Source organism: Klebsiella sp. 141240 (assembly GCF_050600805.1).
GTDB classification, from domain to species: domain Bacteria; phylum Pseudomonadota; class Gammaproteobacteria; order Enterobacterales; family Enterobacteriaceae; genus Klebsiella; species Klebsiella aerogenes.
Map to the genome: position 1 here is coordinate 183,230 of NZ_JAQIRK010000005.1, position 24,873 is coordinate 208,102.

Annotated in this window: 19 protein-coding genes; 8 read left to right on the forward strand and 11 right to left on the reverse strand. The window is 54.2% G+C overall.

The genetic code is table 11. The annotated features are described in order from the left end of the window. Positions 1–254: 254 nt before the first annotated feature. Positions 255–824 (reverse strand): tyrosine-protein phosphatase, encoded by a 570-nt coding sequence (locus PGQ95_RS11735; protein ID WP_430918189.1) that lies wholly within the window; start codon positions 822–824, stop codon positions 255–257. Positions 825–1,002: 178 nt separating this feature from the next. Here PGQ95_RS11735 and PGQ95_RS11740 point away from each other — a divergent pair, with 178 nt between their 5' ends. After that, positions 1,003–1,689 (forward strand): RluA family pseudouridine synthase, encoded by a 687-nt coding sequence (locus PGQ95_RS11740; RefSeq protein WP_430918191.1) that lies wholly within the window; start codon positions 1,003–1,005, stop codon positions 1,687–1,689. A 4-nt stretch (positions 1,690–1,693) separates the two neighbouring features. Here PGQ95_RS11740 and tdcG read toward each other — a convergent pair whose 3' ends face one another. The 7 genes from tdcG to PGQ95_RS11775 all read right to left on the reverse strand — a co-directional run bounded on the left by tdcG (position 1,694) and on the right by PGQ95_RS11775 (position 11,818). Beyond that, positions 1,694–3,058, reverse strand: a complete 1,365-nt coding sequence (gene tdcG / locus PGQ95_RS11745) for an L-serine ammonia-lyase (RefSeq protein ID WP_430918193.1) — start codon at positions 3,056–3,058, stop codon at positions 1,694–1,696. An 87-nt stretch (positions 3,059–3,145) separates the two neighbouring features. Continuing rightward, positions 3,146–5,440, reverse strand: coding sequence for a formate C-acetyltransferase (gene pflB / locus PGQ95_RS11750; RefSeq protein WP_213316898.1), 2,295 nt, complete (start codon positions 5,438–5,440; stop codon positions 3,146–3,148). A 32-nt stretch (positions 5,441–5,472) separates the two neighbouring features. Next, positions 5,473–6,681, reverse strand: a complete 1,209-nt coding sequence (gene tdcD, locus PGQ95_RS11755; RefSeq protein WP_087860639.1) for a propionate kinase — start codon at positions 6,679–6,681, stop codon at positions 5,473–5,475. Positions 6,682–6,709: 28 nt separating this feature from the next. After that, on the reverse strand, positions 6,710–8,041 hold the full coding sequence (gene tdcC, locus PGQ95_RS11760) for a threonine/serine transporter TdcC (RefSeq protein ID WP_045390456.1): 1,332 nt from the start codon (positions 8,039–8,041) through the stop codon (positions 6,710–6,712). Positions 8,042–8,062: 21 nt separating this feature from the next. Continuing rightward, positions 8,063–9,052, reverse strand: a complete 990-nt coding sequence (gene tdcB / locus PGQ95_RS11765; protein WP_015366079.1) for a bifunctional threonine ammonia-lyase/L-serine ammonia-lyase TdcB — start codon at positions 9,050–9,052, stop codon at positions 8,063–8,065. 97 nt (positions 9,053–9,149) lie between these two features. Then, positions 9,150–10,088 (reverse strand): transcriptional regulator TdcA, encoded by a 939-nt coding sequence (gene tdcA / locus PGQ95_RS11770; RefSeq protein WP_087860638.1) that lies wholly within the window; start codon positions 10,086–10,088, stop codon positions 9,150–9,152. A gap of 584 nt (positions 10,089–10,672) precedes the next feature. Next, entirely contained in the window at positions 10,673–11,818 is a 1,146-nt protein-coding gene (locus PGQ95_RS11775) for an MFS transporter (protein WP_430918197.1), read from the reverse strand. Positions 11,819–11,909: 91 nt separating this feature from the next. On the opposite strand from PGQ95_RS11775, the gene PGQ95_RS11780 reads away from it, so the two are divergent. From PGQ95_RS11780 to PGQ95_RS11800, 5 genes are all read left to right on the forward strand, one after another. Then, the gene (locus PGQ95_RS11780; protein ID WP_087860636.1) at positions 11,910–12,680 is read left to right on the forward strand and encodes an AraC family transcriptional regulator; all 771 of its coding nucleotides are present in this window, start codon (positions 11,910–11,912) and stop codon (positions 12,678–12,680) included. Positions 12,681–12,802: 122 nt separating this feature from the next. Beyond that, positions 12,803–14,536 carry an alpha,alpha-trehalase gene (locus PGQ95_RS11785; RefSeq protein WP_430918199.1) on the forward strand — a complete coding sequence of 578 codons (1,734 nt, stop codon included), beginning with the start codon at positions 12,803–12,805 and terminating at the stop codon, positions 14,534–14,536. A 222-nt stretch (positions 14,537–14,758) separates the two neighbouring features. Beyond that, positions 14,759–16,879, forward strand: coding sequence for a TonB-dependent siderophore receptor (locus PGQ95_RS11790; RefSeq protein WP_430918201.1), 2,121 nt, complete (start codon positions 14,759–14,761; stop codon positions 16,877–16,879). A 187-nt stretch (positions 16,880–17,066) separates the two neighbouring features. After that, positions 17,067–17,918, forward strand: coding sequence for a hypothetical protein (locus PGQ95_RS11795; RefSeq protein WP_430918203.1), 852 nt, complete (start codon positions 17,067–17,069; stop codon positions 17,916–17,918). 14 nt (positions 17,919–17,932) lie between these two features. Beyond that, positions 17,933–18,754: a TIGR04222 domain-containing membrane protein gene (locus tag PGQ95_RS11800; RefSeq protein ID WP_430918205.1), complete on the forward strand. Its 822-nt coding sequence runs from the start codon at positions 17,933–17,935 to the stop codon at positions 18,752–18,754. A gap of 57 nt (positions 18,755–18,811) precedes the next feature. Here PGQ95_RS11800 and emtA read toward each other — a convergent pair whose 3' ends face one another. After that, the gene (emtA, locus tag PGQ95_RS11805; RefSeq protein ID WP_015366071.1) at positions 18,812–19,423 is read right to left on the reverse strand and encodes a membrane-bound lytic murein transglycosylase EmtA; all 612 of its coding nucleotides are present in this window, start codon (positions 19,421–19,423) and stop codon (positions 18,812–18,814) included. 95 nt (positions 19,424–19,518) lie between these two features. Between emtA and ldcA the strand changes: the two genes are divergently transcribed. After that, positions 19,519–20,433, forward strand: a complete 915-nt coding sequence (gene ldcA, locus PGQ95_RS11810; protein ID WP_430918207.1) for a muramoyltetrapeptide carboxypeptidase — start codon at positions 19,519–19,521, stop codon at positions 20,431–20,433. 90 nt (positions 20,434–20,523) lie between these two features. Beyond that, positions 20,524–22,257: a potassium/proton antiporter gene (locus PGQ95_RS11815; RefSeq protein WP_015366069.1), complete on the forward strand. Its 1,734-nt coding sequence runs from the start codon at positions 20,524–20,526 to the stop codon at positions 22,255–22,257. Between the two features lie 16 nt (positions 22,258–22,273). Here the strand turns inward: PGQ95_RS11815 and dadX are convergent, their stop codons facing one another. Both dadX and PGQ95_RS11825 read right to left on the reverse strand, forming a co-directional pair. Beyond that, positions 22,274–23,344 carry a catabolic alanine racemase DadX gene (gene dadX / locus PGQ95_RS11820; RefSeq protein ID WP_213316888.1) on the reverse strand — a complete coding sequence of 357 codons (1,071 nt, stop codon included), beginning with the start codon at positions 23,342–23,344 and terminating at the stop codon, positions 22,274–22,276. A 9-nt stretch (positions 23,345–23,353) separates the two neighbouring features. Continuing rightward, positions 23,354–24,652 carry a D-amino acid dehydrogenase gene (locus PGQ95_RS11825; RefSeq protein WP_087860629.1) on the reverse strand — a complete coding sequence of 433 codons (1,299 nt, stop codon included), beginning with the start codon at positions 24,650–24,652 and terminating at the stop codon, positions 23,354–23,356. Positions 24,653–24,873: the final 221 nt, after the last annotated feature.

The following is a 24,873-nucleotide window of genomic DNA, read 5'->3' on the forward strand; positions in this document are numbered from 1 at the left end:
TATATCGCAGTTGGTATATTGGCGAAAACCATTCTTCATAATAAAATCACAGGGAATAACATGTACCTACTCGGCAACTTAATAATAATTATATGGTTTTTCTATAGTTTAGTAGGCGGTAGCTTTGCCGCTGTATTCATTTGGCTTTTCTACAAAAGAATCAATACATTCAGCCGTTTTATAGCACTGTGGTTTAGTTGTATAGCCCTCATTTTCATTATAATGATTTTTCGTATATTATAAATTAGGATTAGTTAATAAACTCCCGCTGATAAACTCAGAACCCGTGCTCGCAATTGTTCTACATCGATCGACTCAATATAGCGGGCAATGTCGGGATAATACTGTTGGTGATAGCCATATTCCGGGCGGTGCAGTTCCGCCAGCACTTCTGACTTTGTCGCACGGCTAAACAGCAGTTGGTAGAGCGCGACAATCATCCCGGTACGATCGCTGCCGTGCCAGCAGTGTACCAGCGCCGGTTTTACCGCACGATGTAAAAAGCTCAGCGCAATCACCACATCATCGTCGTTAATCGCAGCCGCGTTCATCGGCACCCTATACAAAATAAGCCCCGTGCCCTGCGCTTCGTGAGCATCGCTGTGCCACTGGCGCAAATTTAACACTGAGCGTATTCCTATACGCTCCAGGCTCTGCATCTGCAGTCGATTGGGTTGCGCCGAACGATACAACTCAGGCGTGACGCGATAAAAATTATCCGGCATATTTTCGCTTGCCGCAGCGGATAATCCTGCGGTAAGGCTAATTAATAATAGTAACCATTTAACGCAAGAATAAATACCATCCTTAATTAGCAATATCATGAATAATCCTTTTCATTTGCCGCGAAATATTTACGCTGCAAGTTGAATATCTAATAATACCCGTGAGCGCAATCCGAATTGTTAGCCGATCCAATCTCCTTTGATAGCCATCAAATTCATTCGCCTGTGGCCGGTAATTTCGCTATCATCCGCCCTCACCCTTAAGCAGCGCCTGCCCATGCCTACCGTAATAGATACCTTTATCGCCCCACCTTGTTCCGCGCAGATTAACATCCTCTACAAGGACGAACACTTGTTGTTGATCGACAAACCCAGCGGTCTGCTCAGCCTGTCGGGGAAGAACCCGCAGAACCTGGATTCAGTCCATCATCGCCTGGTGCAGGATTTTCCGGGGTGCACGCTGGTGCATCGGCTCGATTTCGGGACGTCCGGGCTGATGGTGGTGGCGCGTAACAAAACGATCAACGCCGCGCTGTGTCAGCAGTTCAGCCAGCGGGCGGTAAGCAAGGTTTATCACGCTCTGTTGTGTGGGCATCCAGAGGAAGATGAAGGGGTGATAGACGCGCCGATTGCCAAAGATCCGGCGCTGTTTCCACGGATGGCGATTAGCGCGCGTAACGGTAAACCGGCGCGCTCGCGCTATCAGGTGCTATCACGGGAATGGTTGCCAACAGCCAGTGGTTCGCTGGCGGTAACTCGCGTACGATTGCAACCGGAAACCGGACGCACCCATCAGCTACGCATCCACTGCCAGCATCTCGGCTATCCGATTCTCGGCTGCGATCTCTACGGAGGGCTGGCGGCACATCAGGCCTCACGCCTGATGCTCCACGCCAGCGAACTGCATTTTCACCATCCGGTCAGCGGTGAAGCGATAGCGGCGCGCCAGCCCACTCCTTTCTGATTCGTCAGTCGCAAATTACTTTTATCGCCAGCCCGCCGCGCGAAGTTTCACGATATTTATCGTTCATGTCTTTGCCGGTTTCATACATCGTCTCAATGACGTTGTCGAGACAGACCCGCGGCTCGCTGGTTCGGCGGAGCGCCATCCGCGCGGCGTTAACCGCCTTCACCGCATTGATAGCATTGCGTTCGATGCAGGGGATTTGCACCTGCCCGGCCACCGGGTCGCAGGTCAGACCGAGGTTATGTTCCATCGCAATCTCCGCGGCGTTGCATACCTGCGCCGGGCTGCCGCCAAGGAGTTCCGTCAGCCCCGCCGCCGCCATGGAACAGGCCACGCCAATTTCTCCCTGGCAGCCAACTTCTGCGCCAGATATAGAGGCATTCATCTTATACAGTGAACCGATAGCCGCCGCAGCCAGCAGATAGCGAGCAATCGAGTTGGCATTGACCGGACGGCGAAACTTGTCGTAATAGGCCAGAACCGCGGGGATAATCCCGCATGCGCCATTGGTAGGCGCAGTGACGACCCGGCCACCGGCGGCATTCTCTTCGCTCACCGCCAGCGCGAACATATTGATCCAGTCGATGACGTTCATCGGATCGCGGGAGAGGCTGTCGCTGGCCACCAGCTGTCGGCGCAGCGCCGCCGCCCGGCGCGGCACGTTGAGCGGCCCCGGCAGCACGCCCTCGGTATTCATTCCCCGCTCAATACCGTTACGCATCACCGCGTAAATGGCGGCGAAACCAGCCTCGATTTGCCCCTTATCGCGCAGCGCCAGTTCGTTTTGCATCATCAGGCCAGAGATGGAAAGACCATTATGCTCGCACAGCTGAAGCAGTTGATGGGCGGAGCGGAAATCAAAGGGGACCGGCGTTGCGACATCGTGAGTCTGGCCAAAACGCGCTTCCTCAACGATAAACCCGCCGCCAATTGAGTAATAGGTTTTGCTGAGTAGCGGCTGCTGATGATCCCAGGCGCTGATACGCATACCGTTCTCATGGCGGGCCAGCGCGCTATCATGAAATACGATGCTCTCCGGCAGCGGGAAATCGACCTGCCGACTCCCCTTCGCCACCGGCAGACGGCCGCTCTCTGTCACCCGCTGAATAAATCCCGGGATGGCGTCAATATCGACATCCTGCGGACTATTGCCCGCCAGCCCCATGATGATGGCGACATCGGTCGCATGCCCTTTGCCGGTCAGCGATAGCGAACCGTACAGATCGACGACAATGCGCGAAGTCTGCGTCAGGTCGCCGCTGCTCCCCAGCTCAGTGATAAAACTTTTTCCTGCATTCATCGGCCCCACCGTATGGGAACTCGAAGGGCCAATACCAATTTTGAAAATATCGAAAGCGCTAATCATATCTACACCTCGGTTTACCGTGCAGTGAAGACCAGGTTTCACACCGATGATAAAAAATGGGGCGACCATGATCGTCGCCCCGTTGCGTTACAGCGCCTGGGTGAAGGTTCGCGAAATGACATCCTGCTGCTGTTCGTGGGTCAGCGCATTAAAGCGCACCGCATAGCCAGAGACGCGGATGGTCAGGTTCGGATAATTTTCCGGATGAGCAATGGCATCCAGCAACATTTCGCGGTTCATCACGTTGACGTTCAGATGCTGGCCGCCCTCGATCCGCTCTTCGTGGTGGAAGTAACCGTCAAGCAGACCGACGAGGTTGGTTTGTCGGACGCTCGCCTCTTTGCCTAACGCCGCCGGGACGATCGAGAAGGTATAAGAGATTCCATCCTTCGCGTAGGTAAACGGCAACTTCGCCACGGAAGTCAACGAAGCGACAGCCCCTTTGCGATCGCGGCCATGCATCGGGTTTGCTCCCGGCGCAAACGGCGTACCGGCGCGGCGGCCATCCGGGGTATTACCGGTTTTCTGGCCGTACACCACGTTTGAGGTAATCGTCAGAATCGACTGCGTGGGCACCGCGTTACGGTACGTCGGCAACACCTTAATTTTCTTCATAAAGCGTTCAACGAGATCGCAGGCAATACTATCGACGCGCTGATCGTTATTGCCGTACTGCGGATAATCGCCTTCAATCTCAAAATCGATCGCCAGGCCGCTGTCGTCGCGGATGGGTTTCACCTTCGCGTGCTTAATAGCCGAAAGCGAATCCGCCGCCACCGACAACCCGGCAATCCCGCAGGCCATGGTGCGGTATACGTCGCGGTCGTGCAGCGCCATCAGCGAGGCTTCATAACTGTATTTATCGTGCATGTAATGAATGATGTTCAGCGCGCTGATGTACTGCACCGCCAGCCAATCCATGAAATGATCGAGGCTGGCCATCACTTTGTCGTAATCCAGCACGTCGTCCATCAGCGGCGCGGTTTTCGGCCCGACCTGGATTTTGAGTTTCTCATCCACCCCGCCGTTGATTGCGTACAGCAGCGTTTTGGCGAGGTTGGCGCGAGCGCCGAAGAACTGCATCTGTTTGCCGATAACCATCGGGCTGACGCAGCAGGCAATGGCGTAATCATCACTGTTGAAATCGGCGCGCATCAGGTCATCGTTTTCATACTGCAACGAGGAGGTGACGATCGAGACCTGGGCGGCGTATTTCTTAAAGGCAATCGGCAGCGCTTCCGACCACAATACGGTAAGGTTGGGTTCCGGCGCCGGGCCCATGGTGTGCAGCGTATGCAGATAGCGGAAGGAGTTTTTAGTCACCAGCGTGCGGCCATCCAGCCCCATCCCGCCAATCACCTCGGTTGCCCAGATGGGATCGCCGGAGAACAGCGTATCGAATTCCGGCGTACGCAGGAAACGCACCATGCGGATCTTCATAATGAAGTGGTCGATCAGCTCCTGCGCCTGTTGTTCATTGAGGATCCCGGCGTGGAAGTCGCGTTCGATATAGATATCGAGGAAAGAGGCGGTACGCCCCAGCGACATCGCGCCGCCGTTTTGCGATTTCACCGCCGCCAGATAGGCGAAGTATAACCACTGTACAGCTTCCTGGGCGTTGCGCGCCGGGCGGGAGATATCGCAGCCGTATTTCGCCGCCATCTCCTGCATTTGCAGCAGCGCGCGGCGGTGCTCCGCCAGCTCTTCACGCAGACGAATAGTGGCTTCCAGATCCTGCCCGCGCTCGAGCGTTGCCTGCAGATCGGCAAACTGCAGCTCACGTTCACGCACCAGATAGCGGATGCCGTATAGCGCCACCCGGCGGTAGTCGCCAATGATACGCCCGCGGCCATAGCCGTCCGGCAGCCCGGTCAACACGCCGGATTTACGGCAGCGCAGCATATCCGGCGAATAGGCGTCAAACACCCCCTGATTGTGGGTTTTACGCAGCTCGCTAAACAGATATTCAAACTGACTATCCATTTCCCGGCCATAGGCATCAAACGAGCTTTTAATCATGTTAATGCCGCCAAACGGATGCAGCGCGCGCTTGAGCGGTTTATCCGTTTGCAGACCGACAATTTTCTCCAACGCTTGCTCAATATAGCCGGCATCATGGGCGGTAATGGTGGTGGCGATATTGGTATCAAAATCAACCGGCGCGTGGGTAGCGTTCTCTACGCGAATGCCGGCCATCACTTTTTCCCACAGCGCGGTCGTCGCCGGCGTCGCCTCCGCAAGGAACGATTCATCCCCGGTATATGGTGTATAGTTGTGCTGAATAAAATCACGGACATTAATTTCTTCTTTCCAGTCCGTACCGTTAAATCCGTGCCATGCTTCGGCGTACAGCATATCGCTGGTATCGATATTTACCTTCATGAAAATAATCTCTCTACAGGACCACAACGTAATTAAGCAAATTCCAGGGATGTGTTAATTTTGCCTAAATGAATAGCATCGAGCGCAATCATCTTCTCTTCATTAGTGGGGATGACTGCAGATATCACGCGTGCCTCGCGGGAAGAAATAATGCGTTCACCGGCGGAGTTGGGTTGTTTATTTAGCGCATCATTCAGGCTGACGCCGAATACCGCTAAATGCTCAATCACCAGTTGGCGGATTAATACCGAATTTTCGCCGATACCGCCGGTAAAAATAATCGCGTCAAGGCGGCGTAGCGAGGCGGCATGGCCGGCAATGTGGCGGGCAATACGATGCACGAAGGTTTTAATCGCCAACCGCGCGCGTTCATGCCCCTCATGCCAGGCTTTTTCCAGCACCCGCAGGTCGGATGACAATCCGGATATCCCCAGCAGGCCGGACTCCTTATTCACCACGCGCTCCAGATCGCTGAGCGTCTGGTTAGTTTCGCCGGCAATCCACGCCATCGCGCCAAAATCGACATCCCCGCTGCGGGTGCCCATCATCAGGCCTTCCAGCGGCGTCATGCCCATCGAGGTGTCTACGCTGCGGCCGTTGCGTACCGCGCAAATCGAGGCGCCGTTGCCAAGATGGGCAATGACCAGCCCGCTATCCTGCTCGGGTAAATCAAGCAGCGCTAGCGCGCGCTGAGACACATAACGGTGCGAAGTGCCGTGGAAGCCGTAGCGACGCACGCCCAATCGCTGGTAATAGTCCCACGGCAGGCCGTAGAGAAATGCCTCTGGCGCCAGCGTCTGATGAAAACTGGTATCAAAGACCGCCACCTGCTGTACGCCCGGGAATAACTGCTGCGCTGATTCAATACCGCTGAGATTGGCGTAATTATGCAGCGGTGCCAGCGGCGACACCTGGCGAATATTGTCGATAACTTCATCGGTAATGATCGCCGATTCGGTAAATATGCTGCCGCCGTGCGCGATACGGTGGCCAATTAACGCCACGCTATCCATTAAATCGCGTTTTTCTAATTCAAATGCGATCGCCTTCAATGCACCTTCATAACTGCGGTGAGCCAGCTTAGCCGGCTCTCCCCCATTTATTGACAGGAACGCATTTTCAGAATTAATGCCATCTGCAATACCAGCCATTAATACTTCACAGCTGGCGGCATCCAGTACTGAAAATTTAATTGAAGACGAGCCGCAGTTAATGACCAGTACTACCGGATATTCATTCATGTCATCACTCCGCTCGTCCTGAGCTTAATTAAAACAGTTTGTAAACGATGTTCAGAATGGTCAGCAGACCGATTACCGTGACGAAAACGTTGTCCAGGCGGCCGCGATATTTCGCCAACGATGGCGCTTTACGGATGGCGTACATCGGCAGCAGGCACAGCAGCGAGGCAATAATCGGCGCGCCCATCGCTTCAATCAGGTCGAGAATGTTGGGGTTGGCGTAAGCGACGATCCACGTTGAGCCCATGATAAAAATCATGCTGATGGTGTTGAGCTTGCCGCTGGAAACTCGGGTTTTATCGCCTTTGTAGCCAAACTTCAGCACCAGACCGTTCAGGCCTTCCAGGGTGCCGAGATAGTGGCCGAAGAAGGATTTGAAAATCGCCACCAGCGCGATGATTGACGCGCCATATTCAAGCACCGTAGCAAAGGTGGATTTGGTGCCGGACAGCGAGGCGAAGTGGTTCGCCAGGTAAGAGAGAACCGGGATATTCTGCGCTTTGGCATCCGCCATATTCTGCGGCGACAGGGTAAACAGGCAGCTGAAGGCGAAGAACATTACCACGGCCACCATCAGCATGCTGGCGCGAGAGATAATCTGTGAACATTTGCGCTCGGTGAACTCGCGACCAAAGTCTTTTTCATACTCTTCGCGCTTGGAGACCACGAATGAAGAGACAATTGGCGAGAAGTTAAACGAGAACACCATAATCGAAATACCCAGCCAGACGGTCACCAGAATACCATCGTGGCCGGTCAGCGAGATCTCGCTTAAATTCACCTGATCGATAACCGCGGAGTTCCAGTAAGGGATCAGCGACAGCGAAATCAGCACCAGGCTGGCGATAAACGGCCATACCAGATAGCTCATTACCTTCACCATCAGATCTTTACCGAACCAGATGACAAACGCCATCAGCAGCAGCAGGAACAGCGCGACAAAACCGCGGTTCAGCGCCGGCAGCTGCAGCTGGTTTTCCCAGAAGGTCATAAAGGTATTGGTGATCGTCACGCCGTAAATCCACAGTAGCGGGCAAATCGCGAAGAAATAAAGGAAAGTAATCACCACCCCGCCGGTTTTACCAAAGTGCTCCTCTACCGTTTCAGTGATATTGCCGGAAGGATTTGAGCCGGAAAGGCACAGCCGGGCCAGCGCCCGATGGCAATAGAAGGCGATCGGGTAGGCCAGCACTAACATCAGTAAGATGGGGATCAGGCCGCCGAAACCGGCGCGGATCGGGAAGAATAATACCCCGGCGCCAATGGCGGTGCCGAATAAGCCCAGGGTCCAGGTGGTGTCCGATTTGCGCCAGGACGACTCTTTTGTCTGGCTGGATACAATGCTATCTGTAGTACTCATATCCTTTCCTCATCAAAAAGATTAAGCGTCAACTAAACCAGTAATTTGCGATACGCGAGACAGGTCGATATTGCCGCCGGAAATAATGCTGACGGTTTTTCGGTTTTGAATATAGCTGTCCAGTTTACCGCTTAATAATGCGGCACAGGCTAACGCCCCGGCCCCTTCGGTAATGACTTTATTGCGTTGAATAAGTGCGACCATACTGTTGCGAATTTCGTCTTCGCTGACCAGCACAATATCGTCCACTAATTCACGCACGATTTGATAGGTAATATTCCCTGGACGAGAAACGTCGCAACCGTCAGCCAGGGTGGCATTAGTGCGATGATTGGTAATTTCTCCGGCGTAATACGAGGCGGCCATGCCGTGAACATTTTCCGACTGCACGCCAATAATACGAATAGTCGGGTTAATCGATTTAATCGCCACCGCGATGCCGGCAATTAAACCGCCGCCGCCAATCGGCACAATAACGTTATCGACATCATATAAATCCTCCATGATCTCCAGACCAATCGTCCCCTGGCCGGCTATCACTTTCGGGTCATCGTAGGGAGGAATAAATATACGCCCTTCCATTTCGACAATTTCACTGACTTTGGCGATGGTGTCGTTAAAATTATCGCCATGTAGCACCACTTCCGCCGAATAGTCGCAGGTGGCGGCCACTTTTGATTTTGGCGCGCCCTTCGGCATTACCACTTTGCCGTCAATGCCGAGCATAGCGCAGGAGAGTGAAACGCCCTGCGCATGGTTACCGGCGGAACACGCCACCACGCCTTTGCGCTTTTCAGCATCGGTCAGCGAGCTGAGTTTATTAAACGCGCCGCGAATTTTAAAAGAACCGGTGCGCTGCATATTTTCAAACTTAAGGAAGATTTCGCCTTTGCATCGTTCGCTGAAATAATTCGAACGCGGCATCCCCGTTTTATATATTTTACCTGCCAATCTTTTCTTCGCTTCGAGGATATCTTCAATAGCAACCGGAAGATCGTATGTAATATGCATGAGAACCTCTTAACCTGGAATTAAAAAAAAATAGCGTTAATGGGCAGCGATTGATAAATAAATCGCAGCTTGAGTTTCGATTAATATAAATAGACAATCAATCCACACTGATTAATTGTCGTCGTCGGCAACCGCTATGGGCTGAATATTCTTTCGCTAATTCGACTAACGCCGAGGCCGCGCTTTTTATGCGATAATTCTTCGACCATACCGCAGCATAATGCGCTACGGGTAACGCGTCCTCGACAGGAATAGTAATAAATTGATTAGAGCCAAATGGTGCGGTCATATCACAAGGAATAACCGTCAGGAAATCAGCATTGAGAACAAGATTATAAATAGTAACGACAGAGTCTGTTTTAACGATGTTTTCATTGTTGATGCCGCTGCGTTGAAGCGTGGCGAGGAGTTCACTGTAGTAACCCATATTGGTTTGCGGCAATACCCACTGTTCGTGTTGTAACGATGCCAGCGTGGCACTGCCGCTACGCGTTCGCGATTTGCTGGCCACCAGCACGAACTCTGATTCAAATAGCGGTTCGACATGTAGATCGTGCAGCTTCATTTCATCGCTCAGCGTGCCGATGGCGAAATCGAGACGGCCATCGCGGATCGCCGGCAGGAACGAAGAAAGCTGCGCTTCGTACATCGAGACCTGTGCTTTTGGAAATAACTTTTTGAATTTATGGATCATGTCCGACATAAAAGTGAAGCCGATCAGCGACGGGAAACCGAAAGAGACGTCAACGACGGTGCTGCAGGTCATACTGTGCATTTCGTTAACCATATTTTTCATTTCGCGGGTAATCGATTCCGACCAGCTCAACAGCACCTGTCCGGCTTCAGTCAACGTAACACCGGTATTTTTACGGACAATGAGCTCAGTGCCGAAATAGTCTTCAATATCATTAATTGTTTTACTGACTGCAGGTTGAGTTAATCCTAATTCTTTCGCTGCTGAACCAATCGAACCACTTCTGATCACCTCCTGGAATACAACCAGGTGCTGAGTTTTAGGGAGCGGAATAGTATTCATATTGGTTATCCACGTTAATGACTTTGTTGACGGCGGGAAGTGTATCAAATGATGATCCGCTGGTTGTGTGAGACTACTCACAAAGCCCTTCCACCTATAATCAACCTTATCCATAAAACAAAATAAAACAATTAAAATCAATAACATAAAAGCAAAAACATGAAATTAAGCATGATTTTAGTCAAAGAAATATGAGGGGATAAAAAATATTTATGGGGATAAAAAAGGTTAATTTTTAAGCTAAAAATGAGCAGGAAAAGGGTAATTTTCAAGCAATAAAATGAGGTATTTCACATTATTTTCTGATTAAACCTCAGGTGTAAACAATCAAATAAAATGAGAAAACTGTATTTATTTCGATTCATTACGGGATGAGGTCACAATTTTTCACGTTATTTGTATGTAAAGATATGTTTCATTAATTTAATTGAAAACAAAAACAAACAATAATTTATCATTTTAAACATTATTTTAACTTCATTTTTTGGCTATTTTATAGCAGGTAATTCCTTGATTAAAATCAATGTCGATTTTTCATCTACCAACAAAGCTACTAAATAGTGATTTGTGCTAATCATCACAAATCAGGAAAACTCATCAAGCATGTGCCGCAGATAACGCCAACCGGTTAGCGCGCTAACCACCGCGCAGATTGCCAGCGTGATACCCAACGATTCCCCCCACCCCACAAATGCCAGCCCCAAGCCGATAATCAAATAATAGGCCAGGCCAAAAAGCGCGCCGGCGCTACCACGACATTCGGCGTAGTCGCTAAGCGCCGTACCCAACACCACGGGGATCGCCATGGCATATGCCGCCGCCACCCCCATCATCGGCAGTAAAAAGAACAATGAATGCGTTAACAGGCCGACGCCTGCGCTGGAGAGCAGTAACAGCAGACCGGCACAGATAAAAATGTGCCGTTGAGCGGCTCCACGTCGTAGCAACAGACGATTCCCCTGCGCGCCGGCTAACGCCCCTGCCGCCAGCGCCATACCGCTATAGCCAAAAGCCTGCACATCCAGTCCCTGCCGGGCAAAAAGGAAAGGTCCCTGGCTGTAATAGCTGAACAAACCGATATTCAATGCCGCAACTAACACTACCGCTAAACGGATTTTCGCATCCGCCAGCATGCGCAGCATTAACGGCCAGAGCGTCTGATCCCCTGTTCGCGGCGGCCGGGTTTCCGGCATTACCACTGCGCACAGCAGCAATAATGCCGCCGCCAGCAGCGCCAACGCCCCGAAGACGCCATACATTCCCCACTCCCCCGCCAGCACGCCGCCAAGATAAACGCCAATGGCCGGGCTGATAGCCAGCGCCATGCCGACGAAGGAAAAGATGGCCGCCAACTGCCGGCCATCAAACGCATCGCGCAATACCGTTTGCCCAACCACCGACCCGATAGCCGCGCCGAAAGCCGCTACGATGCGAGCCGCCAGCAGCACGCTAAAATTTGGCGCCGCCAGCGCCAGCATACAGCCTGCGGTATACACCGCCAGACCGAGCAATAACGCCGGCCGCCGTCCACGCCGGTCGCTGAACCAGCCCCAGAACAGCACGCCGATGGCAAAGCCGATGAAATAGACCGCCAGCGTCTGCGCCGCATCGGCGGCGCTAACGGAAAAATGTGCGCTGATATCAGTCAGCGCCGGGCTATAGATGGTTTCCGCGATTTGCGGAAACATGAGTAGTGCGGTAACCAGCGCCATCGCCGAATGACTTAACATATCCACCTCCCTTATCAGAGGCGCCATTGTAGGGAGCGGCATAATCGGCGATTATAAATATAATGACTTTTAACATCGAGAATCAGACATCATGGCATGGCTCAGCGCGGATGCATCCTTTGACCCTGATACGCTCAATACGCCGCTGATTGGCGTGCAAGCGACCCTTAACGGCGATCATGACGATGGTCTGCATCATCATCAAATGGGGCAGATGCTATTTACCCGTCAGGGTTGTATCCGGCTGACGTTAAACGATGGCGCGCTATTGTGTATGTTGCCGCCGACCCGCGCGGCGTGGATCCCCGCAGGCGTCACCCACCGCGCCGAAATGCAGCACATCGTTGATTACCGTTCGGTGTGGTTCGCCACTACCTCATACCCGCAGCTGCCCCGTCAGCCTGCGATTCTCAACGTTACGCCGCTGCTGCGCGAGTTGCTCGAACGCATTAGCGCCAGCCCGTGGGATACCGACTGGCGACAGAGCCCGGCCCGGCATCTGGCGGCGCTCTGCGTGGCGGAAATCGGCGCGGCAAAACAGGAACCGATGATGCTAACGCTGCCGCAGGATAAACGCCTGCGTCATCTCAACGGCAATGCGCAACCACCGCTACTTCAGCAACTGGCTGCGCAATGCGGCGCCGGAGAAAAGACCATCAGCCGCCTGTTTCAGCGCGAAACCGGCATGTCATATCAACAATGGCGCCAACAGTGGCGGCTAATGAAAGCTGTAGAATTGCTGTCTTGCGGCCAGCGCATCACGGATGTCGCCCAGGCGCTGGAGTTTGCCAGCGATAGCGCCTTTATCTACTTCTTCCGTACCCAGACCGGCAAAACGCCGGGACAATACTTCACCAGGTAAATACTCTGTTTTCGGCCAAAATGTTAACTCCAACACGCGAAGCGGCCGATATTCGGCTAAGGTTTTCTGATGGCCGTTCGCAGTGGCGCGAAGTCAGCAAAACGCAAAATGGAGAATTATCGATGACGAGATCGGTTCTACGTCGCCCGCAAACCCTGACATACCTCATTCAACTGGCGCTGGGAGGCGCAATGTTAAGCCTGGCGACATTTGCCGTTCAGGCTGATGAAAACCCCGCCCCGGTGCCGCAATCGCCTGATGAACTTTTAGGCCCGCTATTTAACGACGTGCAGAGCGCGAAACTCTTCGCTGACCAAAAAACCTTCGCCGATGCGGTACCGAATAGCGATCCGCTAATGATCCTTGCCGACTATCGGATGCAAAAAAGCCAGGCCAGCTTCGATCTGCGCCATTTCGTCGAGATCAACTTCACCCTGCCGCGTGATAACGATCAATACGTGCCGCCGAAAGGGCAAACATTGCGTCAACACATCGATGGGCTATGGCCGGTATTAACCCGCAGCACCGTCGAGGTAGAAAAATGGGATTCGCTGCTGCCGCTGCCGAAACCTTATGTGGTACCCGGTGGACGCTTCCGCGAGGTTTATTACTGGGATAGTTATTTCACCATGCTGGGCCTCGCCGAAAGCGGGCACTGGGATAAAGTGGAAGACATGGTGGCCAACTTCGCTGCCGAAATAGACCGTTGGGGCCATATTCCAAACGGCAACCGCAGCTACTATCTGAGCCGTTCGCAGCCGCCGTTCTTCTCCTTTATGGTTGAGCTGCTGGCCAGCCACGATGGCGATCGGGCGCTAAAGACCTGGCTGCCGCAGATGGAAAAAGAGTATCGCTACTGGATGGAAGGCGCCGAGGCGCTGACGCCCGGCAACGCCAATAAACGCGTGGTGCGTCTGGAAGATGGCGCGCTGCTTAACCGCTACTGGGATGATAACGATACGCCTCGCCCGGAATCCTGGCTGGACGATGTTACCACCGCCAAAAACAATCCTAACCGCCCGGCCACCGAAATCTATCGCGACCTACGTTCCGCCGCGGCCTCTGGATGGGACTTCAGTTCTCGCTGGATGGATAATCCGCAGCAATTGGGGACTATCCGCACCACCAGCATCATTCCGGTCGATCTCAATGCGCTGATGTTCCACATGGAGAAAACCATCGCCCGCGCCAGTAAGGCCGCTGGCGACAGCGCCAAAGCCGGGCAGTACGATGCGTTAGCGAACGCCCGCCAGAAAGCGCTGGAAAAATATCTGTGGAACGATAAAGAAGGCTGGTATGCCGATTACGATCTGAAGAGCCATAAAGTCCGGAATCAGCTGACCGCCGCGGCGCTGTTCCCGCTGTACGTCAAAGCGGCCTCCAGCGAGCGCGCCGCGAAAGTCGCCGCGGCGGCGGAAAGCCGCCTGCTGAAGCCCGGCGGACTCACCACCACCACGGTCAATAGCGGCCAGCAATGGGACGCGCCAAACGGCTGGGCCCCGCTGCAGTGGGTAGCGGTGGAAGGTCTGCAGAACTACGGTCAGAAAAAAGTGGCCATGGAGGTCACCTGGCGCTTCCTCAGCAACGTACAGCATACCTATGACAGCAAGCAGAAGCTGGTAGAGAAATATGACGTGAGTTCAACGGGTACCGGCGGCGGCGGCGGAGAGTATCCCCTGCAGGACGGCTTTGGCTGGACCAATGGCGTGACGTTGAAAATGCTCGACCTGCTTTGCCCGCAGGAAAAACCATGTGATGCCCTGCCGGCGACCCGTCCGACGCCGGCAGAAAGCGCTGCCGGTAAGCAGCCAGCCGCGAACGATGCCGTGGCGGCTCCGGAGAAAAAAGCCCAATAATCCCCTGCGCGCGGCGATATCTTCGCCGCGCTATTACCATCGACATCACCCTATCATCCGCTCGACAGCCAGCAAAATGTCTTCTTGCTCTGAGGAGGACTATTTTGCTTGATCATGCAAAAGCAAACGATAATAATTCGCATTATTTTTAACGAAAAAGCATTTCGTTTATTTCCGCGGCGGCGCACAGGAGTGCCAGACCGCGCTATTCAGGATTATGGCATGATCTCCTCTGTTGACTTCAAACGCTCCGCGCTGGTATGCGCCCTCGCGGCCGCCTTCCCTCTCGCCGCGCAGGCGGAAGATACTCTAATCGTTACCGCAAAGCCTGATGACTCCGCCAGCGCGCAGACTCAAGGCTATAGCGCCAAAACGTCAACCGGCGCCACGAAAACCGATCAGCCGTTGATAACTACCGCCCAGTCGGTATCGGTGATCACCCGCCAGCAAATCGCCGATCAGGGCGCCAATACCGTAAGCCAGGCGCTACAGTATACGCCGGGGGTTTATTCCAGTTTTGGCGGCGGCGCGACGCGCTTTGATACTATCTCGCTGCGCGGCTACCACGGCGGCGATGTCGATAACCTGTTCCTTGACGGCATGCGCCTGATGAGCGACGGCGGCAGCCATAACGTACTGCAGATCGACCCATGGTTTATTGAGCGCGTCGACGTCATCCGTGGCCCCTCTTCCGCCCTTTACGGCCAGAGTGTGCCGGGCGGGGTGGTCAATTTGACCTCCAAACGGCCGCAGTTCAGCCAGCAGGGTCACTTCCGCCTGACCGGTGGTACGCAAAATACTAAGGGCGCGGCTTTTGACTATACCAACGCTATCAATGACCAGTGGGCCTGGCGGCTCATCGGCATGACCCGCAGCAGCGACACGCAGTATGACCATACCCGCGAAGAGCGCTACGCGATTTCGCCTTCCTTGCTGTGGCAACCGGATAGCGATACTTCGCTGCTGTTGCGCGCCTACCTGCAAAAAGATCCCTCCGGAGGCTACCACGGCTCTCTGCCGCTGGATGGCACCCGTTACGCGCACAACGGCCGTAAACTTTCACCCAGCACTAATGAAGGCGATCCGGGTGATGGCTACCAGCGCCGCGAACAGATCTACAGCTACGAGTTCAATCACCAGTTTAGCGATGTCTGGTCGGCCTACTCCGCGGGCAGCTATACCCATACGAATGTCTCGCTGGATCAGGTTTATCAGGTTGGCTGGGTAGGTGACAGCGACATGCTTTCCCGCGGCTACAGCGGTTCCCGCGGGTCGCTGGACGCCTGGTCAACCGATAACCGCCTGCGCGCCGATTTCGCCACCGGTGAACTGGCGCATACGCTGATCCTCGGCGCTGAGTATCATCGCTTCCGCAACGATTTGTGGACCGGCGCTGGCGGCGCAGCGCCGCTCAATCCGTTCACCGGCAATACGCCGCAAACCGGGCATACCATCACCTACAGCGATAATAATAATCGCCGTTATTACCAGACCGGGCTTTATCTACAGGATGAAATGGTGTGGAACCGCTGGCATCTTGATGTTTCCGGGCGCTACGACCGCATCGTTTCACAGCAGGTAAGCGACACCTCAGGCACGTCAAACCGCCGCTCCGACGATCACATCAGCGGCCGCGCCTCGCTGCTGTACGCGCTCGATAACGGTCTTTCGCCCTACTTAAGCTACAGCCAGGCGATTACCCCGGCGATGCTGCCGGGCGCCGACGGCACGTTATTAAAACCCACCACCGCCGAACAGGTGGAAGCCGGCCTGAAATTCCAGCCGCCGGGCAGCAGCGATTTGTATAGCATCGCGATTTACGACTTGATGCAAAAGGATGTCGCCACCCGCGATCCGAACATCGCCACCGCCACCTATATTCCCGCCGGAAAAGTGCATTCGCAGGGCGTAGAGCTGGAAGCGCATAATCAAATTACACCGCAATTGAGCACTATTGCCTCTTATACCTGGAATCGCCTGCGCTTCCAGGACACGAAAGACGGCACCGATAGTAATACGCCGCAGCTGTCGCCAGATCAGATGGCCTCGTTCTGGGCGCGCTATCAATTGCCGGCGGGCATTACCCTTGGCGCGGGCGTGCGCTATATCGGTAAGCAGTGGGCCGATGACGCCAATACCGAACGTTTACCTTCGGTCACCCTGATAGATGCGATGGCGCGCGCCGACCTCGGAGCGTGGTCGACAGCGATGAAAGGCGCCTACATTCAGGTTAACGCGAATAATATCGGCGATCGTGAATATCTTTCCGGCTGCTACGGCACCGGCAACTGTTACTGGGGGGCTGAACGCAGCGTCACGGCTACCGTGGGTTACGATTTTTAATTTCCCTCAACAATATAAGCCTCCTGAAATAATTCGGAGGCTTAGTTTAATAAGTCACGTAAATATCTGGTTAATATTTTTTAATAAAAGCCGCCAGACAAACTAAATTTGTTGTTTAACCAGAACTCCACTATTAAACTAGATAAAGGTCTACGCGCTACGTTACGGCTATCACAGGGAGTGAGAATTGAACAATTTAATCAGCTTTATCTCTGATTTATCCCCGCTGTCCTTTATGGGTTACCATATATTATCAACGATAGTGATATATATTCTGGTGATGATTATTATCTCAAACACTCGTCCTTCTGAGAAAAACACGCCGATACCACCACCTTACTCCATATCTCCTTCGTTTCTTGCCTGGCTACGGGGCAGAGCCACCGTCGTTATTCAATTAGCCATGTTCAGGCTTTTAAGAAAAAACTACGTAACCATTATTTATTCCGCTGAGAATATCGAACTGCACGCCAATCAGCAGTATGCGGAGTGCAAGATGACTTGTGTAGAAAAAATACTCTTTGACCATTTTTCTACGCCAAAACCCAGCGCCCAGAATTTACCCCTTTCTCTTTACGTTGCCGATAAAAACCATTGGTCAGACGATCCCCACTGTAGAGGCCTGATGCTCAGTCCGGCACAACACACGTGGAATATGATCCTGATATTCGTGCCATCGATTATTTTAATTGCCACCTATACGTGGAAAGTTCTTTTTAATAACCATACCATTATTCATTCCGGAGTATTCAGCTGGCTTACCATGTTTATTGGTACCGGCCTGTGGTTATTGCTGTGGATAATAACCACGTTAAATGCCACTCGTCTGGATCGGGAGGGTATCTCGGTTAATATACTTGGTTTATATATTGATAAATTAAAGGACACCCTTATCGCCGACGCAGAGACAACAACGGATGAAACAGCTGATTATTATATCGCCATCGGTAGGACAAATTTGCTGCCTGAAAGATATCGCGAGTATGTAAAAATTATAAAGCAAGTAAACTATCCCGGCTCAGTCGTAAAACTTGATTAACAGGGAAACGCATCATGTGGACTCTTATTATGCATATGCACCCTCTGCTGTTTCTCGGCTGTTTTATCGTTATCGTCCCGGCTATTTATCTTTCTATAGGAATCATTATCGCCCTGACGCGGCCTGCGGCTAAAGCCCAACAGTTAACGCCCGGGAACGACCCATGGCTTCTTGCCTGGGTTGACGGCGGCGGCACGCGGGTCATTCAGTTAGCGATGTTCAGTTTGTTACATAAAGGATATCTGTGGATCCCCGAACCCGGGCAAATGTTGGCTAACGGACGCTATGCAAGCAATGAAATGAACGTCATTGAAAGAATTTTATTTGACCATTTTGAGGTACGAAAACCATGTCATGAAGATCTGCCTACTAGCCTGCATATCTCCAACCTTAACATCTGGCAGGATCAGCATAAAAGCCCAGAGTTGACCTTAAGTATGCTACGCCGCCGATGCAATTTTCTGTTGTTCAGTATCCCCTCACTCATCTTAGCGGCAATATTAGCTTGTCGAATATTTATCTACGTCGATGTCGCTGAAAACACTTTTTGTTGGATATTGATGGTTACAGGCAGCCTGTTGTGGTTCACGGCATGGGGTTGCAACGTCTGGGATCATAATCGTCTGGATTTTAAAGGGGTCTCACATAATAATTCTCATGCGCTTATCGGATTATTACGCGAAAAATTAGCCCAGACTGGCGATGAAATGGATGAGGCCACGGCTATGCTGGCGGTTGCGGTTAGTGGTATCGAGTCCCTTCCTGAAAGTTACCGCGATTACAAAGACTTAATTGGTCCCGTCAGCTACATCAGTTCAATTCGTCACGAGAGTTAGGATTATCTGAAAGGCACCCCGCAAGGCGAATCCTGCCCGGCGGGGTGAGAGGAGACGCTACATCGCGTCCAGCGCTTTCTGCAGTTTCCAGATATAGCGCGGCGCCTGTGGGGCTGGATGCTTTTTCGCCACGTGTTCAAAGAACTCATCGGCATCGAGATCGTTAATCTCGTCGATGGCGTCCTGGCGATTCGACGAGAAGGTGCGCAGCAGCGCGCCCGCGCCGTTGGCATAAGAGACCACGACCGCATAGCGCATCACCTGCGGGTCCTTAATTCCCGCCAGCGGGCCGTTTTCCAGAATGCTCAGGTAAGCGGCGCCCATCGAGATATTGCGTTCCGGATTCTTCAGCTCGCTTACCGAAGGCTGGCCACGCCAGCCCATCCGTTGATAGACATCGCGCCCGGAGGTCGACGGCTTCAACTGCATCAGCCCTACCGCGCCGGATTTACTGACCACCGAGGGATTACCGCCGGACTCAATCGCGATGATCGCCGTTATCAGCTGCGGGTCTACTCCCCACGCGGCGCCGGCTTTTTCGCTAATCGGCATCCACTGCATCGACCGCTTCACCGGGACTTCCGGGTTCCACGGCGGATTGGTGTAATCGTGCTTTGAGCTACAACCGGCCAACAATACAAATAAAAAAACAAACCATCTCAATTTCACACATCTATCCTTATTGGCTGAAGTTTGCCGCACGGAGATGACAATAAACGTTCCAGGCGGCATGATAACCCTTTCATTCTTTGCAAGGAATTGCCATGTCTCAGTTTTATCTGGTCGCCCCTTCCGGTTACTGTATCAATCAACAGGCTGCGGCCCTTGGCGTGGCCCGTCTGCAGGAGGCCGGTCATCAGGTACTGAACCAACAGGCGATCTCCCGTCGACAGCAGCGTTTCGCCGGCAGCGACAGCGAACGCCTGGCCGATATTAACCAACTTGCGGCCCTAGAGGGAAAAAACCGCATCGTGCTGGCGGTACGCGGCGGCTATGGCGCCACCCGGTTACTACCGCAAATCGACTGGCAGGCATTGTCCGCGCGCCAGCGGCAGGATCCGCTGCTTATCTGCGGCCACAGTGATTTCACCGCCATCCAGATGGGACTGTTGGCTAAAGCCAACGCTATCAGCTTCAGCGGGCCGATGTTAGCGGGCAATTTCGGCGCAGAAACCCTGAATGCGTTTACTGAACATCACTTCTGGCAGGCGCTGCGCGAACCGGAGTTTACCCTCGAATGGCAAAGCGATGGCCCGGCCTGCCGCGCCGAAGGCACCCTGTGGGGCGGCAATCTGGCGATGGTCACGTCGCTCATCGGCACGCCGTGGCTACCGCAGATTGACGGCGGTATTCTGGTGCTTGAGGATATCAACGAACACCCGTTCCGCGTGGAGCGTATGCTGCTACAGTTGCTCAACAGCGGGATCCTTGCCCGCCAACGGGCCATTGTGCTCGGCAGCTTTACCGGCGCGCAGCCCAACGACTACGACGACGGTTACGATCTACCCACCGTCTACGCCTGGCTACGTCAGCAGCTCGCCATCCCGCTGCTGACCGGACTCGAATTCGGTCATGAACAGCGCACCGTGACTTTGCCTCTCGGCGCACAGGCACGGCTGGTCAACAACGCCTCTGTCGCAACGTTAACGATAAGCGGCCATCCGGTGCTGGCGGAATAAAAATTCCTCTCCGCGAGTATCCTGAAAACGCGCGGATTGTTAAAATGGTGTAATTTTCACCCCTTCACGCTGACAAGGAGTACGTGAACATTGGACGCCGCTGCGGTCATTAGTCTGTTTATCCTGGGTTCTGTTTTAGTAACCTGCAGTATTTTATTGAGTTCTTTCTCCTCGCGCCTCGGCATCCCGATTCTGGTTATCTTCCTCGCCATCGGTATGCTGGCAGGCGTTGACGGTATCGGCGGCATTCCTTTCGATAACTATCCTTTCGCCTATATGGTGAGTAACCTCGCGCTGGCGGTGATCCTGCTGGACGGCGGGATGCGCACCCAGGCCAGTTCGTTTCGCGTCGCGCTCTGGCCCGCGCTGTCGCTGGCGACGGTCGGTGTGCTGATAACCTCCGCCCTCACCGGAATGATGGCGGCATGGCTGTTCAAGCTCGATTTAATCGAAGGGCTGCTGATTGGCGCCATCGTAGGCTCCACCGATGCGGCGGCGGTGTTCTCGCTGCTCGGCGGTAAAGGGCTTAACGAGCGCGTAGGCTCGACCCTCGAAATTGAATCCGGCAGTAACGACCCGATGGCGGTATTCCTCACCATTACCCTGATTGAGATGATCCAACAGCACGAAGCAGGACTGAGCTGGATGTTTGTGGTGCATATCATTCAACAGTTTGGCCTGGGCATCGCTATTGGTCTCGGCGGCGGTTATCTGCTGCTGCAGATGATTAATCGCATCGTCCTGCCTACCGGGCTCTATCCCCTGCTGGCGCTAAGCGGCGGGATCATGATTTTCGCCGTCACCACCTCCCTGAATGGGAGCGGTATCCTCGCGGTCTATCTCTGCGGTTTCCTGCTCGGTAATAAACCTATTCGCAACCGCCACGGCATTCTGCAAAACTTTGACGGCCTGGCGTGGCTGGCGCAAATCGCCATGTTCCTCGTCCTCGGCCTGCTGGTGACGCCGTCCGACCTGTGGCCGATAGCGATTCCGGCGCTACTGCTGTCTATGTGGATGATCTTCATCGCGCGTCCGCTGTCGGTATTCGCCGGCCTGCTGCCGTTCCGCGGTTTTAATCTGCGCGAGCGGGTGTTTATCAGCTGGGTCGGATTGCGCGGCGCGGTGCCGATTATCCTCGCCGTTTTCCCGATGATGGCCGGGCTTGAGAACGCGCGGCTGTTCTTTAACGTCGCCTTCTTCGTGGTGCTGATTTCACTGCTATTACAGGGAACCTCACTGTCCTGGGCGGCGAAAAAAGCGAAGGTCGTGGTACCGCCGGTCGGCTGGCCTATCTCACGCGTCGGGCTGGATATCCATCCGGAAAATCCGTGGGAGCAATTTGTGTACCAGTTGGGTGATGATAAATGGTGCGTTGGCGCAGCGTTGCGCGATCTCCACATGCCGCCGGAGACGCGTATCGCCGCACTCTTCCGCGACAACGTACTGCTGCATCCTACCGGCAGCACGCGGCTGATGGATGGCGATATTCTTTGCGTTATCGGCCGCGAGCGCGATCTGCCGGCGCTGGGTAAAATGTTCAGCCAGTCGCCGCCGGTCTCGCTCGATCAGCGGTTCTTTGGCGACTTCATCCTTGATGCGGAAGCTAAATTCGCCGATGTGGCGCAGATTTATGGCCTCGACGGCGGTGAAGAGTTTCGCGAGCATCAGCAGTCGCTGGGCGATGTGATTCAGCAGCTGTTGGGCGCCGCGCCGGTCGTCGGCGATCAGGTGGAGTTTGCCGGTATGGTGTGGACGGTCGCCGAAAAAGAGGACGACCACGTACTGAAGGTGGGTGTGCGGGTCGCGGAAGATGAGGCGGAGTGATCCGCCTCACACAAAGTTACACCGTCACTACCGGCACGCGTGGCGCCAGGGCGCACATTAATTCATAACCGACGGTGCCGCTGGCCGCAGCGACATCGTCAATCTTAATCTCCTGTCCCCATAACTCGACCGGCGCGCCAATACCCGCGTGCGGGCAAGGCGTCAGATCTACCGCCAACATATCCATCGAAACACGTCCGACGGTGGTGGTGCGTACGCCGTCGACCAGCACCGGCGTGCCGCTCGGGGCGACGCGCGGATAGCCGTCGGCATAACCGCAGGCGACAATGCCGATGCGCTGCTCGCCGGATGCCTGATACAGCCCACCATAGCCCACCCGTTCGCCGCTTTTCAGCGTCTGTACGGCAATCACTTCACTGCTGAGGGTCATCGCCGCTTTCAGGCCGCTATTGGCAATATCCCGCCACTGACCCGACGGCGATGCGCCATACAGCACAATTCCCGGACGCACCCAATCAAAGTGCGCTTCCGGATGCCACAGCGTTGCCGCTGAGTTCGACAACGAACGCGGGCAGTCCAGCCCCTCCGCCGCCTGCTCGATACGGCGCATGGGCTCCACGATGCCCTCCGGGTTTTCCGCATCAGCGAAATGCGACATCAGCGTCATTTCACCGACGTTGGCGAGCGATCGCAGCTGTTGCCAGACGGTATGCACTCGCTCGGGCATAAAGCCCAGCCTATTCATACCGCTATTCACTTTAAGATAAATATCCAGCGGCGCATGCAGTTTAGCCTGCTGCAGGGCTTTAATTTGCCAGTTGCTGTGTACGCTGGTGGTCAGACGATACTTATCAAGCAGCGCCAGTTCATCGGCGTGAAAGAACCCTTCCAGCAGTAGAATCGGTCCTTTCCAGCCCTTTTCCCGCAGCAAGATTGCCTCTTCGAGATTGAGCAATGCGTATCCATCTGCGGCGTTTAGCGCCTGCCACATCCGCGCCAGGCCGTGACCATAGGCATTCGCCTTCACCACCGCCCAAACGCGTGCCCCAGGGGCGGCGCGGCGAACAATCTGTAAATTCTGACGTAAAGCCGACAGATCAATGCTGGCTTTTACCGGACGAGACATGGAGGCTCCTTAGTTATGCACGCCGTGCAGATGCTGAGCGCGAGCCGGCGTAAAGCCCGGGCTGTAACGCGCCACGGCCAGATCATCATAAGGGATCGCCGGCGTACGCCCGGAGATCAGGTCGCTCAGAAGCTGCCCGGACCCGCAGGCCATGGTCCAGCCCAGCGTACCGTGCCCGGTGTTCAGCCACAGGTTTTTGTACGGCGTACGGCCAACCACTGGCGTACCGTCCGGCGTCATCGGCCGCAGGCCGGTCCAGAAGGTGGCCTGCTCAACGTAGCCGCCGCGCGGGAACAGATCGCGAACCACCATCTCCAGCGTCTCGCGGCGCGGCTTCAGCAACTCTTTATTGAAGCCGACAATTTCCGCCATCCCGCCAACGCGAATACGCTTATCGAAACGGGTAATCGCGATTTTGTAAGTCTCATCAAGGATAGTCGATACCGGCGCGCCGCTCTCTTCGGCAATCGGAATAGTCAACGAGTAGCCTTTCAGCGGATAGACCGGGATATCCACCAGCCCTTTGAGCATCGCGGTGGAGTAAGAACCAAACGCCATCACGTAGGCGTCGCCCTTAATAATTTCCTCGCCGCATTTCACACCGGCGATTTGATCGCCTTCGTAAAGCAGCGCATCGACGGAGGTATTAAAGCGGAAAGTCACCCCTGCCGCCTCGGCCATCGCCGCCAGACGGGTGGTGAAGAGTTGGCAATCGCCGGTTTCATCGTTTGGCAGGCGCAGGCCGCCGGTCAGTTTATGACTGACTTCCGCCAGCGCCGGTTCAACTTCCAGCAGGCGGTTGGCTTCCAGCAGTTGATACGGCACGCCGGCCTCTTCCAGCACGGCGATATCGCGAGTGGCGTTCTCATACTGTTTTTCGGTGCGGAAAAGCTGCAGGGTTCCCCCCTGGCGGCCTTCATACTGGATACCGGTGGTTTCACGCAGCGCCTTCAGGCAATCGCGGCTATATTCCGCCAGGCGCACCATACGCCCTTTGTTTTCCATATAGTGGCGGGTATCGCAGTTACGCAGCATCTGCCACATCCACTTGAGCTGGAACTGCGTGCCGTCAAGGCCAATCGCCAATGGCGCATGGCGCTGGAACATCCATTTAATTGCCTTCAGCGGCACGCCCGGCGCCGCCCACGGCGCCGCGTAGCCGGGAGAGATCTGCCCGGCGTTGGCGGCGCTGGTTTCTTCAGCGGGCCCTGGCTGACGGTCGATAACCGTCACCTCATGTCCCGCCTGGCTTAAATACCAGGCGCTCGCTACCCCAACCACCCCACTTCCCAGTATGACGACTCGCATAGCCACTCCGTAATAGTTAAAGAACAATCATCTAATTACAAATTGATAACCCAGATGAAAATATTATTCAACATACGCTTTATTTATGGTGACTCATCTCACACCAAACCGCACCAGCACTGACACCAGAGATTTACGATCTCGTGCTGCGCTTTATTTTTCCTCAGCATAAAATGCTAAGTAAATGTTAAATCAAGGCCTTTAGGATTGCGAAATCGCGA